Genomic DNA, 14,493 nt, shown 5'->3' with positions numbered 1-14,493 from the left:
GCCAAAGTTTGAATCCGCACATGTTGCTGACCGAAAACTGGACCCAGTCTTCGGCTCAATGCACGAGAATCACTCCCCCAGCGAAGCCGCCAAGGCATCCCATGCATCGGCGGCGGGATCAAGCGCCGTTCGCAAGGGCTCGAATTTCCGGCGGGTAATGGCGCGTGCGAGCTGGAATTGCACCGATTTTGCGGTGTCGGAAATGCGCCGGGCGGCCGTGGCGGCCCTGGCATGGTCCGGCGAAAGCCAGTCGAGATGGCTTGCAGCGAGCTCGAAATTGGCACCGAGCTGGCGAAGCGTGTTGAAGGCATATTTGTGGAAGAAGCCGAAGGGACGCTCGGCGATCCGCTCGACCTGCTCCGGAAAAATCTCGGCAAAGGCGCGTACGGGATTGGCGGACGGCCGGCGCGCTGAATGGAAACGGAAGAGGCGCTTGGCTGTCGCGCGAACATGATCGGCGTCAGCCGGTCCCGCGGGAAGCTTTGCGAATTCCGTATAGGGTAGGTAGGGCGCATCCTCGGCGGTCAGATGGCTTTTGAACAGACCGTCGAAATCATCGCCTTCGAGGCGAAAGAAGCCGGCATTGTGGAAATAATCGAGTTGCCGGTTTGCGGTGTCGAGCCGGTTGATGGCGATGGTCGTCTTGCCATGCTCCTTCCGGTAGCCGACGCCTTGGGTGTCCGGCATGTAAAAGGAATCCATCTCGACAAGGCAAAGGCGCCCGCGGCCGATCTGCTCCTGGATGTGGCTCTCGACGCGGTCGTAAATTGCGAGTTCGGTGCAGCGGATGCCGTAGAGCGCTTCGAGATCCTCGAGCGGCACCTTGAAGAAGGTGAACTGGTCGCCTTCGAAATCCTGCGTGAGGGTGAAGCCCAGCATGGCTTCCGGCGGCATGCCGAGCGTATTCAGGACCTCGATCCAGAGATCGAGGTAGCAATTGGTCTCCGGCCACATGCGCTCTCCGGAATGGAGGGCATGTGGACGATAGGATTCCGGATCGATGGCCGGGAAGACGGATGGCATCGATCCACTCAGCCCCAGAGCGCCTTGCGCACCTTTTCGGGCCACTGCTTTACGTCCAGGCCATGATGATGGAACAGCGCCAGCGCGATGCGTTCGAGGCCGAAACCGACGCAGGCCGTGTGGGCGACGCTGCCGTCCTCGAGGTTCAGGCCCCACTTCTGGCCGAAGGCGTCCTGGTGATAGTTGAAGCTCATGCAGGCGGTCGGATTTGCGGCCGAGGTGATCGGGATGAGCAGCTCGAACTTCAGGTTCTGGTCGCGCTGGTTGTTGGCCAGCATCTTGCCGGCGCGGCCGAAGAAGGGGTCGTTGGCAACGTCGATGATGACCTCGAGGCCGACGGCCTTCATCATCTCCAAGCCCCGGTCCATCCAGCGTTGGCGGAACTCGGTGACGTGGCTTTCCGTGCCCATGCAGACATATTCGCGCATCCGGAAGAGCTGTTGGCGCGCCGGGTCCTTCGACGGCTCATGACGGAAGCAGTAGGACTGCAGGTCGTAGAGGCCGCCGTTCTTCGGGAGTGCGCCGCGCCGGGCGACTGTCGGATAGAGTGGATAGCAGGCGGCCGGTGTCAGCACGATATCGGTCGCTTCCTGGTTCTTCGTCCAGTCGTCGCCGACCTCCATGCACTGCAGCAGGCTCATATGGTCGAGCTCGCTGCCGCAGAAGCTGTGCACGGTGCCTGCAAGCTGCGGGAAGCTCTTCATGTAGCCGCTCTTTTCGAAGAAGGCGCGGTTCATGCCCGGCGGGAAACGCATTGCCTCGGCGCCATCCGCGCCGCCGAACGTGTCGATCAGGCGCTCGAATGCGGAAATCACGTCCTCGAACTGGCCGCCACGGCCATAGAGGCCGTCAACGCCGGTATCGATCAGCAGACCTGCCTCGAAGAGGCGGTCGAGAAATGAGGTTTGCATATCCATGGCTTGTTACCCCAGAAGGCTCGTATCTTGCTTGTGGACGAGCAGCATCGTCGACGTGTTGGCGAGGATGCGGTCGTTCGAGATCATCAGTTGCGCGGAATGCGCATCGCGCAGATGGCGTCCGAGGCTGTAGGGCGTACCGTTCTTGTAGCCCACGATGCCGCAGATCAGCATGGTCTGGTTGATGATCGGCAGGATCATCTCGGAGGAGGCGATCTTGACGTTGTTCATAGCCACGGCGAAGGCCATGGAGGATAGCTTGTCCGGGTCGGCTTTCGCCTCCTCGTAGACCTTGAGGCCGGCGACGATGTTGGACTTGACCACCTGAAGCAGGCTGGAGACTTCCGCGAGTCGTAGCGCGCCCGGTGGTGGCACGCCCGGCGCCTTGCGTGCGGCGGCCCGCACGAAGGACTGCGCCCGTGCGACGGCGTCGGTCGCGATGCCGTACCAAACGGCACTCCACAGAAGATGAGAGGTAGCCAGCATCGATTGCGCGGCAATCTCGACAAAGGGCTTAGGCAGGATCTGTTCCGCCAGCGCCTCTCCCTTGAACAGGAAGCCGTCCGAGCAGGTGCCGCGCATGCCGAGCGTGTTCCAGGCATGCGTCTTGTCGAGCGTGTACTGGTCCTTGAGAAAGGCCGTCAGCACCTGGTCGGAAGAGGCTGCCTGCGGGTTGGCTCGCGAGGTGATCAGGATCGCATCGGCATGGGCGCCATAGGAGATCACGGTCGCGTCCTTTTCGAGCCGGCAGGTCGTGCCATCGACCTCGATCGCGCAAATGCTGTTGCGGAGGTTGCCGCCGATGCCGCCTTCGGTGGTGGCCGAGGCGAGAAGGAGCTGGTGTTGCGCAATCCGCTGCATGAAGCCGCGATGCCAGCCGCTGTCGGCGCCGTGTTCGACGAGGCTCGATAGCTTGATCTGGTGCATGGCAAAGACCATGGCGCTCGCCGCGCAGGCCTGGCCAAGAAGCGAGCAAAGCTCTGCGATCTCAGTGACCGAAGCGCCGTCGCCGCCGAGTTCGGAGGGGATCTGGATGCCGAGCAGGCGCTCGGCACGCATCGCATCGACCGCCTCGCGCGGGAAGCGCCCGTCCACATCGACCTCGTCCGCATGCCTTGCGGCGATTGCGGCAACCCGGGCGACCCGCGCCGAGAGGCCGCCTTCGGCGATCGTCACCGAGATATTCATCAAGCGACCTTCCGGCCGGCCATGATGATGTTCACGGTCTTCTCGATTGCGGAGATGCTGGCGAAGGACTTGCGGTTCAGCAGATTGTCGGGAAATTCGATGTCGAAGGCTTCCTCGATCCCCAGCATTAGCTGCACGGAAGCAAAGGAGGAGAGCCCGGCCGCATAGAGGTCCGCATCGTCGGCTATCTGGTCAATCGCGACCGGCAACCCGCCGAACTTGGCCACCAAACCACGGATCGTCTCGTTCATCCTTCATTCCTCCAAGATTTTCATGATCCTGACAGGCATGCACTGCCCTATCCTGGAGAGGCTTGTACCGAGGAAAGCAGAAAATTCCGCTAATCGTTGTAGTTAAATATGAATAAGTAAAATATGTTAAATCTTATCCGCGGCGCGGCCTCGTGCGCGCGTGGCAAGCCGAGCCTCGGCGATGTGCTTGATTGCTTGAGTTTGCGGGGCTTTAACCGGATTTCGCGGGTGCAGCACTTGGTATCGCTACAATACAGCAACGGCGCATCAATGCGCCACCAATTGCACAGAAATATCAACTTCAGATTGTGTTCGGCGCGGTTTGCGGTCACCCCTGAGGCGGGTAGGGGTGCACGCCACCGCGATAGTCGGACACGGAATAGCAGCCTTCCCCTGTTCGGCTGATCGCGCCCTCGCCGATCACCGCCTTGCCGTGTCCACCGGGAATGTCGAGGATATAGGTCGGCTGGCAGAGGCCGGATATGCGGCCCCGGAGTGCGGCCACGATCGTCTGGCCCTCTTCGATCGTCAGCCGGAAATGGCTGGTGCCGGGTGCAAGATCCGGATGGTGCAGGTAGTAGGGCTTGATGCGGTTCTCGACGAAAGCCCGCATGAGGTCTGCCAGCACCGCGGGATCGTCGTTCACGCCCTTCAGCAGCACCGACTGGCTGACCATGACGATGCCCGCGTCGACCAGCCTTGCGCAAGCGGCGCGCGCCTCGGCGGTCAGCTCCCGCGGATGATTGGCGTGAAGCGCCACGTAGAGTGTCTTGCCGCTCGCCTTCAACGCGTCGATCAGTTCCGCATCGATCCGCTGCGGATCGACGACCGGCACGCGCGTGTGGAAGCGCAGCACCTTCACATGCTCGATACCGGCAAGTTCGCCCACGATTTCGGCAAGGCGCCGCGGCGAAAGCACCAGCGGATCGCCGCCGGTGAGGATGACCTCCCAGATTTCCTCGTGTGCACGAATGTAGTCGAATGCGGCGGCGAGGGCGGCGGCGTCAAGCGTGCCGAGCCCCTGCGGGCCGACCATTTCGCGGCGGAAACAGAAGCGGCAATAGACGGGGCAGACATGGACCGCCTTCAGCAGCACCCGGTCGGGATAACGGTGAACGATGCCCTCGACGGGGCTATGGACATGGTCGCCGATCGGATCGGCGCGCTCCTCCGGTGCCACGACGAGTTCGGCCACATCGGGGACGAACTGCCGCGCGATCGGATCCTGAGGATCGTTGCGATCGATGAGCTTTGCGACCGTCGGCGTCAACGCGATAGCATAGCGCGCCGCCACATCCTGCAGCGCCAGCCGTTCGGCTTCCTCGATCAGCCCGGCGCTTGAGAGGTCGTCGACGCTCTTGATCGAACGCATGAGGTTCATCGGCCATACTCCGCGACCGGCGCCCACAGCACCTGGTCGACGCGCGAGGCACCTGTCGCCAGCATCACGAGCCTGTCGAAACCGAGCGCGATGCCGCTCGCCTCCGGCATGACTGCCAGCGCCTCGAGGAAATCCTCGTCGAGCGGATAGCGTTCGCCATAGACGCGGTTCTTCTCGGCCATCTCGATTTCGAAGCGATGGCGCTGTTCAACCGCATCGGTCAACTCGCCGAAGCCGTTGGCAAGCTCGACGCCGCAAGCATAGAGCTCGAAGCGCTCGGCAACGCGCGGATCGTGCTCTGAGGGGCGAGCAAGGGCGGCCTCCGAAACCGGATATTCGTCGAGGATCGTCGCGCGGCCGAAGCCGAGACGGGGCTCGACCTTTTCGACGAGGATGCGGCTGAAGATATCCGCCCAACCGTCGTCGTCCGCAACGCGGATCCCGGCGCGCCCGGCCTCCGATGCCAGCCGCGTCCGATCCGTCGATCCGTTGGCCGCGATCGACGCCAGCAGGTCGATGCCGGCGAAGCGTTCGAAGGCCTCGGCGACACTGACGCGTTCAGGTTCTGCAAAGGGGTCGATCTCGAAACCGCGATAGGTGAACTTTCGCGCCTTCGCCGTCTCGGCGGCTAGGGCGAGAATGCCGGCGCAATCGGCCATCAGGCTCTCATAGGTCTCGCCGGTGCGATACCATTCCAGCATCGTGAATTCGGGGTGATGCAGCGGCCCACGCTCGCGGTTGCGATACACATGGGCAAAGCAGCTTATCCGCGGCTCGCCTGCCGCCAAGAGCTTCTTGCAGGCGAATTCCGGTGAGGTGTGGAGGTAGAACGGCTCGGCCTGCCCATCGGTCGTCACCGCGAGTGTCGAAAAGGCGTGCAGATGCGCCTCGTTGCCGGGGGAGACCTGCAGCGTTGCCGTGTCCACCTCGATGAAGTCCTCGGCGGCGAAATAACCACGCAGTGCCGCCTGGATGGCGTTGCGCCCGATGAGGAAGGGGCGACGGTCGGCATGGACTGCCGGCGTCCACCAGGGAGAGGCTTTCGCGCTCGGAGGGTTCATCGCAAGCTTTCTTCGTCGGATCGGCCGGGATGGGGTGGCAATTTCAGCGATTTTAGTTTAGTTCCGCCCCCAACGAAAAAACAATCGCGTCCCGGAGGCCATTTCGCCAGTCCTCTACGACGCCGAAAGCCGAGTTACAAGGAAGTCTTATGGTCAAGGTCATCGCCTCTTCGGTCCGCAAGGGCAACGTGCTCGATGTGGACGGCAAGCTTTATGTCGTTCTCACGGCGCAGAACTTCCATCCGGGCAAGGGCACGCCGGTCACCCAGGTCGACATGCGCCGCATCGTCGACGGCGTGAAGGTGTCCGAGCGCTGGCGTACCACCGAGCAGGTCGAGCGCGCCTTCGTCGAGGACGTGAACTTCCAGTTCCTCTATGAAGACGGCGAAGGCTTCCACTTCATGAACCCGGAGAGCTACGACCAGGTCGTCGTCGATGTCGATACCATGGGCGACCAGAAGGCCTTCCTTCAGGAAGGCATGACCTGCATCCTTTCGATCCATGAGGGCGTACCGCTGGCGATCGAATTGCCGCGCCACGTCACGCTGGAAATCGTCGAGACCGAGCCGGTCGTCAAGGGCCAGACGGCGTCGTCTTCCTACAAGCCGGCAATGCTTTCGAACGGCGTGCGCACCATGGTGCCGCCGCATATCGATGCCGGCACACGTGTCGTCATCGCGACGGAAGACAATTCCTACGTCGAGCGCGCCAAGAACTAAGTTGCGTTGCCTGCAAAATTCGAGCGGCCCGAAGCCTCGCGCTTCGGGCCGCTTTCGTTTGATGAACGCGTTACCGGAAACGAGCAGTTGACCCGGCCCTTGGGCTCGCTCCCATAAGGATGTGGTCAACGAACAACGAGGTGATTCGTGAGCTACTCCGCACAGTTCTTCAGCCCCTCCGAAGCCGCCAGACGGCTCGGCGTTTCCCCCCAAGGCCTTGCGCCTCTATGAGCAACGCGGGCTGCTCGTTCCGGTGCGCACGTCGGCCGGATGGCGCGCCTACGGTCCCGCGCAAATGGCAAGAGGCGCCGAAATTGCCTCGCTGCGCGCACTCGGCCTCAGTCTGGCGCAGGTCGGCCTCGTGCTGAAGGGCAATCCGCAATCCATGGAATCGGCGCTGACGGTCCATCAGGCGGCGCTCGAAGAGCGCATAATCGAACTCTCCGCCACGGTCGCCAAGGTGCGAGCGCTGCGCACCGAAGTCGCCGCCGGTCGGACGGTTGATGCCGGAGATCTGATGCGGCTGATGCGGCAGAAATCTGAGATCGGCACGACGTTCAGGCTTCCCTGGCCGTGGGGTGGCGAGGAATTCGAGCTGCATGACATCCGACCGCTCACCTACATTGTCGGCTCGCTCGGCAGCGGCAAGACGCGGCTTGCCCGCGCTATCGCCGAGAATTTGCCGGAGGCGCTATTTCTGGAGCTCGACCGTTTCCAGGACGAGGCGGCACAAGCCCGTGCAAGGCTAGAGGCGGACGCCGCGTTGGCTCAACGGGTGGAGGAGGTCATGGACTGGCTTATAGAGGAAGGCGCCACGATCTCGCCGCCGCTCGTCGCTCTCGTCGTCGCGCTGGAATCCGATAGCGGTTCAGCGCTGGTGATCGACATGGTCGAGCATGGGCTCGACCAATCCTCGCAGGAGGCCGTTGCCGCATATCTGCGTCATCGCAGAACGGATTCACGGCCGCTTTTCCTGATGACGCGCTCCTGCGCAATTCTCGATCTGAATGACGTCTTGCCCCAGGAGGCGATCATCCTCTGCCCGGCCAATCACAGTCCTCCGGTCTTCGTGGCACCCTATCCCGGAGCGCCGGGCTATGAAGTCGTCGCCTCGTGCCTGGCTCCGCCTGAGGTGCGCGCCCGCACGGAAGGCATGATCGCGTCGCGGCCGCAGGTGGCTTGAAGCGACCGCGGCTGCTGTTGCGCTGGTCTCGTCGATTCAGAGGTGCGGGTTGCGCGGCCGGTACTTCTTTACCAGTCGCTGGTTGATCTCCTTGGCGCCGGGCATGTTGGCACTCAGATAGACCGGCGGATCGCCCGCCTTGGCCAGTTCTGCCGCCACTTCGGCGAAGATCGCGTTGAGGACGGTCACGCCGATCGCCGTAGAAACCGGACCGACCTTTAGATCGCTGCCGGGCAGGCCGATTACCGCGTCGCCCGGCGGCAAGCCGTTGTCGAGGACGATGTCGGCGATATCCGCCAGCCGCCTGCGGCCATTTGCGGCGGCCGTGGAATAAGCGACGGACGTGATCGCAATCACTGTCGCGCCTATCTCGCGTCCGTAGTCGGCCGCCTCGATGGGCGCCGCGTTGACACCCGAATTGGAGGCGATGACCAGCACGTCGCCCGGCTGCATCCCGTAGCGCTCGAAGACGGGTCGGATGAGTCCCTCGGTGCGTTCGTAGACCGAGCTGATGACGGCACCCTCATGCAGCATCGCCGAGCCGACGAGGACAGGGATGGTGAAGGCGAGGCCGCCGGCGCGGTAATGCACCTCCTCCGCCAGCATGTGCGAATGGCCGGTGCCGAAGACATAGACGCGACGATCGTTGCGCGCCGCCTCGCATATTGCCTGCGCCGCGCGCGCCATCGGTTCCGCCAGCGTGTGCTGCAGCGACTGCAGGCGGCCAATGATATCAGCGAAATAGGTCTCGGTGATCGAGCTCATGCCGGTTTCTCCTATTGGCTGGCTGGTCAGGCGGATAGTCGGCCGCTGATCCAGGTCGCCTTCACCTCGATGGCGTCGTTCAGATGCACCAGATCGGCGCGGGCACCGGGCAGCAGATGGCCCCGATCGGAAAGACCGAGGAACCGCGCCGGATAGGTGGTCGCCATCCGCAGCGCCTCGGCGAGCGTCAGCTCCAGATAGGTCACGCCATAGCGGATGGTCGAGGCCATGTCGACGTCCGAGCCGGCCAGCGTTCCATCGGCAAGCACGAGCTTCGAGCAGAAGCCGCCCTTCTCCCGCCGCACGGTCCGGCCGTTCAGCGTGAAGCTGTCCTCCTTCGAACCGACCAGCGACATGGCGTCGGTGACGAAGAAGAGCCGTGCCTCGCCGCGCTTGGCGCGAAGCGCAGTGCGCAGCGCCTTCGGGTCCACGTGATGGCCGTCAGCGATGATGCCACACCAGACTGCAGGGTGGTCGATCGCCGCCCCGACGAGGCCGGGTGCGCGGTGGCCAAGCTGGCTCATGGCATTGAAGAGATGGGTGACGCCGCGCGCGCCGGCATCGAAGGCGGCATCCGCCGCCACGCTGGTGCAATCCGAATGGCCGATGCTGACGATCACCCCGGCCTCGCTGAGCGCCTGGACCTGGCGAGGCGTGACCTGTTCGGCGGCCATGGTCACGAGCAGCGCGCCGATCGCCTCGCGCGCCCGGATGAAGGCCTTGACGTCGCGGTCCTCGACGGGCCGCATGAGTTCGGCGAGATGTGCCCCCTTGCGAGCCGGAGCGAGATGCGGTCCTTCGAGATGCAGCCCGGCGACACCGCGATCGGCCTTCACCGCCTCGACCGCTGCCTCGATTGCCGCCGCCGTCGCCTCACCGGTGTCGGTGATCAGCGTGGGCAGCAGCGAGGTCGTCCCGTAGGGCCTGTGGCCCTCGGCGATCATGTACATCGAGGCCGGCGAAGGCTCGTCGTTCAGCATCCGGCCGCCGCCGCCATTGACCTGGGCATCGATGAAGCCGGGCGAAAGCACGCCGCCTTCGAGACGAACGACTTCGGCGCCGGGCGGAACATCGTTCGCAGCGGCAATCGCCTGCACGCGCCCGCTGCCGACGACGAGAACGCTATCGTCATGGAAGCGTTCGCCGTCGAAAATGCGTGCGCCCGAAAAGACCTGGTACGTCATCAGACGGTCTCCGTGACCTTGAGGAGATTGGCCGGCTTGTCGGGATCGAAGCCCTTGCGGCGGGTGACCGCCTCGATGAGGCGATAGTAGCAGAGCAGGGCGACGAGCGGGTCGATGAGGCCGTTGCCAGTCGAGGGCATGTGCAGATTGACGCCGGCGAGCGGCTGGGTCGAGAAGGGTACTGTGGTGGCGCCGAGGCCCCGCAGACGCTCCAATGCCTTGGCGTTGTTTTCAAAGGCCGCATCGTCAGGAGCGAAGGCGACGATCGGGAAGCCCGGCTGCACCAGCCGCATCGGGCCGTGCATGAGTTCGGCAAGCGAGAAGGCTTCCGCATGCAGCCCCGCCGTTTCCTTTGCCTTGAGAGCGGCCTCCAGCGCGATCGCAAAGGCCGGGCCGCGGCCCGATGTATAGAGCGAAGAGGCGTTGAAGAGCACGTCCTCCGCCGCGCTGGCGTCGATGCCTGCGGTGGCGGCCAGTGCCTCGGGGAGCTTGTCCAGTGCTGCCTTCAGGTCGTCCTTGCCGGAGACCGCCGCCGTGACGGCGCTCAGGGCGGCGACCGAGGCTATGAAGGATTTCGTGGCCGCGACGCTCTTTTCCTGGCCGGCGTTCAGCCCCAGGACGATATCGGCCTGCTTGGCAAGCGGGCTGTCGGTGACGTTGACGACGGCGATGGTGGTCGCGCCGCCGCGCTTGGCGGCCTGCTGCAAGGCGACAATGTCAGGGCTTGCACCGGATTGCGAGACCGTGAAATGGATGCCGCCCTTAAGACTGAGTTCTGCGCCGTAGACCGAGGCAATGGAAGGGCCGATCGAAGCGACCGGCACACCACAGGCGATCTCGAAGAGATACTTGAAGAAAGTGGCTGCGTGGTCGGAAGAACCGCGCGCTGCTGTCGTGACGACAGGCGGGCGGGCGGACGCAAACAGCCTGGCGATCTCCGCAAGGGCCGGTCGGTCCTTCTCGAGAAGGGCGGCGACGACCGCGGGCGACTCGCCGGCTTCCGTCAGCATCAGGGACTGGGTCTCACTCATAGCTCATCTCCAATTCTCAATTCTGCAACGAAATCATAAGCATCGCCACGATAGTGCGAGCGGGTGAACTCGACGACGCGCTGGTCCTCCAGCCGCGAGACGCGTTCGATAAGGAGCGCGGGTGCGCCGACCTTGACGTCCAGCATGGCGGCTGACGACGGATCGAGCGTCACGGCGGTGAGCCGCTGCAAGGCCCGTACGGGACGGTATCCGTTGCCGGCGAGCGCGTCGTAGAGGGAGCCGTCGCCGGCAGCATTCTCGCCCAGGAACTTGACGGGAATGACGGCACGCTCGATTGCGAGCGGCAGATCGTCGGCAAGCCGCAGCCGGTCTAGCCGCAGCACTTCCTCGTCAAGGCCCAGGCCGAGGAGGAAGGCCTCCTCCGGCGAGGGCTTGCCGATGGCTTTCGACAGGATCCTGGCAGATGGCGAACGGCCGCGCGAGCGCATGTCCGCAGAGAAGGAGGAAAGCCGCCAGAGCGACTGCTCGATCCGCTCTACCTTCTGCGAAACAAAGGTGCCGCTGCCGTGACGGGATTCCAGCGCGCCGGACGTCATGAGTTCGCGATAGGCCGTGCGGATCGTGACGCGACCGAGCTGCAGAGCCTCGGCAAGATCGCGCTCCCCCGGCAAGGCGGCGCCCGGCTTCAGCAGGCCCTCGTCGATCAGGCCTGTCAGCGCCGACGCGAGGCGCTTGTAGAGCGGCCCGTTCGAACCGCCTTCGGCAAGGCCTCGCCCTCTCAGCTCCGCTATCAAACTGGTTCTATCCATGGAAAGATAATAGAACCTATTTAGTACCAGTTTGCAAGGAGGTTCCGAAAAGAAAAACGCCGCCCTGAGGGAGCGGCGCTGGTCGGAAGGGCTAAAAGAGCGTGAGGCCTGCCTGGCCTGTCGACCGCCTCAGTTTTTCGAGAAGATGTAGTCCGTTTCCTGCCGCAGCACTTCGCCCGGACGAAGCACGGCGTTGGGGAAGCCCTCGTGATTGATGGCATCCGGCCAGACCTGGGTTTCAAGGCAGAAGCCGGCAAACGGGCCGTATTTGCGCCCATCGTGTCCGGGAACCGGGACGTTGAGCTTGAAGCCTGCGTAAAACTGGACGCCCGGCTCGGTGGTGCGGACTTCCAGGGAAACACCGGAACTGACGCTGCGGGCGAGGACCACCGAACGCTTGGCGGTGCGTTCCGGCGAGAGGCAGAAGTTGTGGTCGTAGAGCATCTGCTCGCCGTCGACGAAGCGCTTCATCGGCGACATCTCGCGGAAATCGAAGCCGGTCCCGTCCACAGGGCGAACCTCACCGGTCGGAACCTGCTTTTCGTTCGTCGGCAGGTAGTGGTTTGCAGCAATCATGATGTCATGGTCGAGCGTGTCTTCGCGGTCGCCCAGATTGAAATAGGCATGCTGGCAGATATTGGCGAGCGTCGGCTGGTCGGTCGTCGCCTCGTAGTTGACTGTCAGCTCGCCATTGCCATGGACCCAGTAGGTTGCCAGGATCGTGCAGTTGCCGGGATAGCCGGCGCGGCCGTCGGGATCGACGATCTTCAGCACGACGCGGTCCGGGTCGTGTTCGACGATCGTCCAGTTGCGCTTGGCCGTATTGTCCTTGCCGCCATGCAGATGCGTGACGCCCTTTTCGTTGAGTTCCAGCTGGTAGGCCTTGCCGTCGAGCGTGAACTTGCCGTCGCCGATGCGGTTGGCACAGCGGCCGGGCGTGGCGCCGAAATAGGAGGAGTGAGCGGGATAGCTGTCGAAGTCGTCGAAGCCGAGCAGCAGCGGCGCGGCGTGACTCTCGAGCCTCAAATCCTGGATCACGGCACCCCAGGTCATGACCTTTGCCGTCAGGCCACCGCCCTTGATCTCAACGCGATAGACGGGTTCGCCCGCTGCCGTGTGTCCGAAAACTTCCCGTTCCATCGTGCTCTTGGTCATGTCTCACCATCCACTGCTTCATCGAAATCGCAAGGCTGGAACGTGCCTCCATTCGCCGGAAACCGCAATCGGTCCGTCGGGAAAAATGATTGAGGCCGCCGCCTTGCGGTTCCCACAAGACAGCCTGTTCAAGACAGGTGAACTACCTCAGGCCTTGGTTCCGATCTCTTCCAGATCATAGGGCGTCGTCTGGTAGATCTCGTTGATCCAATTGCCGAAAAGGAGATGCGCATGGCTGCGCCAGCGGTTCTGCGGCTGCAGCGCCGGATCGTTGTGCGGGAAATAGTTGTGCGGCATCTTGATCGGCACGCCAGCGTTGACGTCGCGAAAATATTCGTCGGCGAGCGACGTGGAATCATATTCGACGTGGTTGAACATGTAGAGCCGGTTGCCCGCGGTCTCCTGGACGAGGCATATCCCCATCTCGCTCGATTCCATCAGGATCTGCAAAGCCGGCACCTTTTCGATGTCCGTGCGGCGAACCTCCGTCCAGCGCGACACGGGAACGGCGAAATCGTCCGAGAAGCCGTTCAGATAGATCGAAGAGGGCTTGAGGTTCTGGTGCCGGTAAACGCCGAAGGCTTTCTCCTTCAGCTGATACTTCGGCACACCGTGGAAATGATAGACCGCCGCCATCGCACCCCAGCAGACATTCATCGTGGAATGCACGTTGGTCGTGGTCCAGTCCAGGATCTGCTGCATCTCCTTCCAGTAGGTGACCTCTTCATAGGGCAGCGTCTCGATCGGCGCGCCGGTGATGATGAAGCCATCGAACTTGCGATGCCTGACCTCCTCCCAGGTCTCGTAAAAGGCGAGCAGGTGATCCTCGGAGGTGTTCTTGGCCTTGTGGCCGCCGATACGGATCAGCGAAAGCTCCACCTGCAGCGGCGAGGCGCCGACGAGGCGCGCCATCTGCACCTCCGTCTTGATTTTGTTCGGCATGAGGTTCAGAAGCCCGATCTGCAGCGGACGGATGTCCTGGCGGATTGCCACCGTTTCGGTCATGACCCGCACGCCTTCGTGGGCGAGGGTCTCGAATGCGGGGAGCGTATCGGGGATCTTGATGGGCATGGCATCACTCGTTCAAAAACAAAAAACCGGCGGCGATAAAAATCGCTACCGGTCCGCACGCGGCCCTTTAGCGACTTATTTAACGTGGCTGCAAGCCGGCCGGCCAAATCACCACGGAGTGCATTCAATAACCCCAGATGGCCGGAGAATCAATCGCTACCTCTTTGAGTGGCGCAGGGCCGCCCTTCTACGCCGGAAAAAGGCCTTGTGTTCTCGCTCGCATATGGCACTCTTCCCCCAGAATCTGGGTGTTCGCGGCGGGTGATTCTCGACTGCGGCGAATGACAAAAGAAAAATAGAGCCCGCCCGGACGTGGCTTGCCGATGGCCAATTGAGAACGTTCCCATTTCGAGCGGTTTCGCGTCCGATGGGCCTGAGTGCGATGCGCGCTTGAGGCATGGCTGCGCGTGCGCGGGTTTGGCGGTCGTCCGCCCCGCGAAATATCAGGGCGGTATTTCCCAAGCGCGCGGCGGGCCGGTGCGCTATATGAAAGAGGAGATCATTGGTCCCGCGTAGGCAAATTGGGACCGCCGGGTAATCAGAAGAAGACTGGGAACGGGGAGGACCGTTCGTTGAAATGAAGGCGCGTGGTGCTTACCTGAGGCCCTGTATGGGGCGGGCTGGATGAGCCGGAAGCAGCGCCCCGCCTTGCCGGCAGGAGTGCGACGACAAGCGCTCCGCCGATGCCCGGGAAGGAGATAGCCTTCGGCGGCCCAAGGGATCGCCGAGCCGCGTGACGCGGCGAGAGATTTCAGCCTGGCGGACATTTTCCGTCGTGCCTGTCCGGCTGACTG

14 protein-coding genes and 1 riboswitch are annotated in these 14,493 nt (G+C 63.1%); of the genes, 2 read left to right on the top strand and 12 right to left on the bottom strand.

The window, feature by feature from the left end; translation table 11 throughout:
- Positions 1-69 precede the first annotated feature (69 nt).
- The 6 genes from EV286_RS11920 to epmA form a co-directional block, all read right to left on the bottom strand.
- Positions 70-1,023 (bottom strand): DUF1839 family protein, encoded by a 954-nt coding sequence (locus EV286_RS11920; RefSeq protein WP_207909803.1) that lies wholly within the window; start codon positions 1,021-1,023, stop codon positions 70-72.
- A gap of 8 nt (positions 1,024-1,031) precedes the next feature.
- The gene (locus EV286_RS11915; RefSeq protein ID WP_132957271.1) at positions 1,032-1,940 is read right to left on the bottom strand and encodes an amino acid--[acyl-carrier-protein] ligase; all 909 of its coding nucleotides are present in this window, start codon (positions 1,938-1,940) and stop codon (positions 1,032-1,034) included.
- A gap of 6 nt (positions 1,941-1,946) precedes the next feature.
- A complete protein-coding gene (locus EV286_RS11910) occupies positions 1,947-3,128 on the bottom strand; it encodes an acyl-CoA dehydrogenase family protein (protein ID WP_132957529.1) in 1,182 nt (393 codons plus the stop codon).
- Complete coding sequence (locus tag EV286_RS11905) at positions 3,128-3,379, bottom strand: acyl carrier protein (RefSeq protein WP_132957270.1); 252 nt, start codon at positions 3,377-3,379, stop codon at positions 3,128-3,130. Before EV286_RS11905 ends, EV286_RS11910 begins: the two co-directional genes overlap by 1 nt.
- Positions 3,380-3,707: 328 nt before the next feature.
- Positions 3,708-4,760 (bottom strand): lysine-2,3-aminomutase-like protein, encoded by a 1,053-nt coding sequence (locus EV286_RS11900; protein WP_132957268.1) that lies wholly within the window; start codon positions 4,758-4,760, stop codon positions 3,708-3,710.
- Positions 4,757-5,821: an EF-P lysine aminoacylase EpmA gene (gene epmA, locus EV286_RS11895; RefSeq protein ID WP_132957266.1), complete on the bottom strand. Its 1,065-nt coding sequence runs from the start codon at positions 5,819-5,821 to the stop codon at positions 4,757-4,759. Before epmA ends, EV286_RS11900 begins: the two co-directional genes overlap by 4 nt.
- Positions 5,822-5,970: 149 nt before the next feature.
- Here epmA and efp point away from each other — a divergent pair, with 149 nt between their 5' ends.
- Entirely contained in the window at positions 5,971-6,540 is a 570-nt protein-coding gene (gene efp, locus EV286_RS11890; protein ID WP_132957264.1) for an elongation factor P, read from the top strand.
- 253 nt (positions 6,541-6,793) lie between these two features.
- The gene (locus EV286_RS11885; RefSeq protein WP_245500695.1) at positions 6,794-7,723 is read left to right on the top strand and encodes a MerR family transcriptional regulator; all 930 of its coding nucleotides are present in this window, start codon (positions 6,794-6,796) and stop codon (positions 7,721-7,723) included.
- Between the two features lie 36 nt (positions 7,724-7,759).
- On the opposite strand, the gene EV286_RS11880 is transcribed toward EV286_RS11885, so the two are convergent.
- The 6 genes from EV286_RS11880 to metA all read right to left on the bottom strand — a co-directional run bounded on the left by EV286_RS11880 (position 7,760) and on the right by metA (position 13,699).
- Complete coding sequence (locus EV286_RS11880) at positions 7,760-8,488, bottom strand: SIS domain-containing protein (protein ID WP_132957261.1); 729 nt, start codon at positions 8,486-8,488, stop codon at positions 7,760-7,762.
- A 26-nt stretch (positions 8,489-8,514) separates the two neighbouring features.
- Positions 8,515-9,672, bottom strand: coding sequence for an N-acetylglucosamine-6-phosphate deacetylase (gene nagA / locus EV286_RS11875; RefSeq protein WP_132957259.1), 1,158 nt, complete (start codon positions 9,670-9,672; stop codon positions 8,515-8,517).
- A complete protein-coding gene (locus EV286_RS11870) occupies positions 9,672-10,703 on the bottom strand; it encodes an SIS domain-containing protein (protein ID WP_132957257.1) in 1,032 nt (343 codons plus the stop codon). Before EV286_RS11870 ends, nagA begins: the two co-directional genes overlap by 1 nt.
- Entirely contained in the window at positions 10,700-11,473 is a 774-nt protein-coding gene (locus EV286_RS11865; RefSeq protein WP_132957256.1) for a GntR family transcriptional regulator, read from the bottom strand. Before EV286_RS11865 ends, EV286_RS11870 begins: the two co-directional genes overlap by 4 nt.
- 129 nt (positions 11,474-11,602) lie before the next feature.
- On the bottom strand, positions 11,603-12,628 hold the full coding sequence (locus EV286_RS11860; protein ID WP_132957255.1) for an aldose epimerase family protein: 1,026 nt from the start codon (positions 12,626-12,628) through the stop codon (positions 11,603-11,605).
- Positions 12,629-12,775: 147 nt separating this feature from the next.
- A complete protein-coding gene (metA, locus tag EV286_RS11855) occupies positions 12,776-13,699 on the bottom strand; it encodes a homoserine O-succinyltransferase (protein ID WP_132957253.1) in 924 nt (307 codons plus the stop codon).
- Positions 13,700-13,746: 47 nt separating this feature from the next.
- Positions 13,747-13,824: riboswitch (SAM riboswitch) on the bottom strand.
- Positions 13,825-14,493 lie beyond the last annotated feature (669 nt).

The organism is Rhizobium sp. BK251 (genome assembly GCF_004345245.1).
Taxonomy (GTDB): domain Bacteria; phylum Pseudomonadota; class Alphaproteobacteria; order Rhizobiales; family Rhizobiaceae; genus Rhizobium.
This window is presented reverse-complemented; position numbering and strand designations above follow the sequence as displayed.

What these genes read in the sequence shown, in the direction of transcription:
- EV286_RS11880 (WP_132957261.1), bottom strand. Translation starts at nt 8,488, where the DNA reads ATGAGCTCGATCACCGAGACCTATTTCGCTGATATCATTGGCCGCCTG.
- EV286_RS11865 (WP_132957256.1), bottom strand. Translation starts at nt 11,473, where the DNA reads ATGGATAGAACCAGTTTGATAGCGGAGCTGAGAGGGCGAGGCCTTGCC.
- EV286_RS11920 (WP_207909803.1), bottom strand. Translation starts at nt 1,023, where the DNA reads ATGCCATCCGTCTTCCCGGCCATCGATCCGGAATCCTATCGTCCACAT.
- EV286_RS11900 (WP_132957268.1), bottom strand. Translation starts at nt 4,760, where the DNA reads ATGAACCTCATGCGTTCGATCAAGAGCGTCGACGACCTCTCAAGCGCC.
- EV286_RS11870 (WP_132957257.1), bottom strand. Translation starts at nt 10,703, where the DNA reads ATGAGTGAGACCCAGTCCCTGATGCTGACGGAAGCCGGCGAGTCGCCC.
- efp (WP_132957264.1), top strand. Translation starts at nt 5,971, where the DNA reads ATGGTCAAGGTCATCGCCTCTTCGGTCCGCAAGGGCAACGTGCTCGAT.
- epmA (WP_132957266.1), bottom strand. Translation starts at nt 5,821, where the DNA reads ATGAACCCTCCGAGCGCGAAAGCCTCTCCCTGGTGGACGCCGGCAGTC.
- EV286_RS11915 (WP_132957271.1), bottom strand. Translation starts at nt 1,940, where the DNA reads ATGGATATGCAAACCTCATTTCTCGACCGCCTCTTCGAGGCAGGTCTG.
- EV286_RS11860 (WP_132957255.1), bottom strand. Translation starts at nt 12,628, where the DNA reads ATGACCAAGAGCACGATGGAACGGGAAGTTTTCGGACACACGGCAGCG.
- EV286_RS11905 (WP_132957270.1), bottom strand. Translation starts at nt 3,379, where the DNA reads ATGAACGAGACGATCCGTGGTTTGGTGGCCAAGTTCGGCGGGTTGCCG.
- nagA (WP_132957259.1), bottom strand. Translation starts at nt 9,672, where the DNA reads ATGACGTACCAGGTCTTTTCGGGCGCACGCATTTTCGACGGCGAACGC.
- metA (WP_132957253.1), bottom strand. Translation starts at nt 13,699, where the DNA reads ATGCCCATCAAGATCCCCGATACGCTCCCCGCATTCGAGACCCTCGCC.
- EV286_RS11910 (WP_132957529.1), bottom strand. Translation starts at nt 3,128, where the DNA reads ATGAATATCTCGGTGACGATCGCCGAAGGCGGCCTCTCGGCGCGGGTC.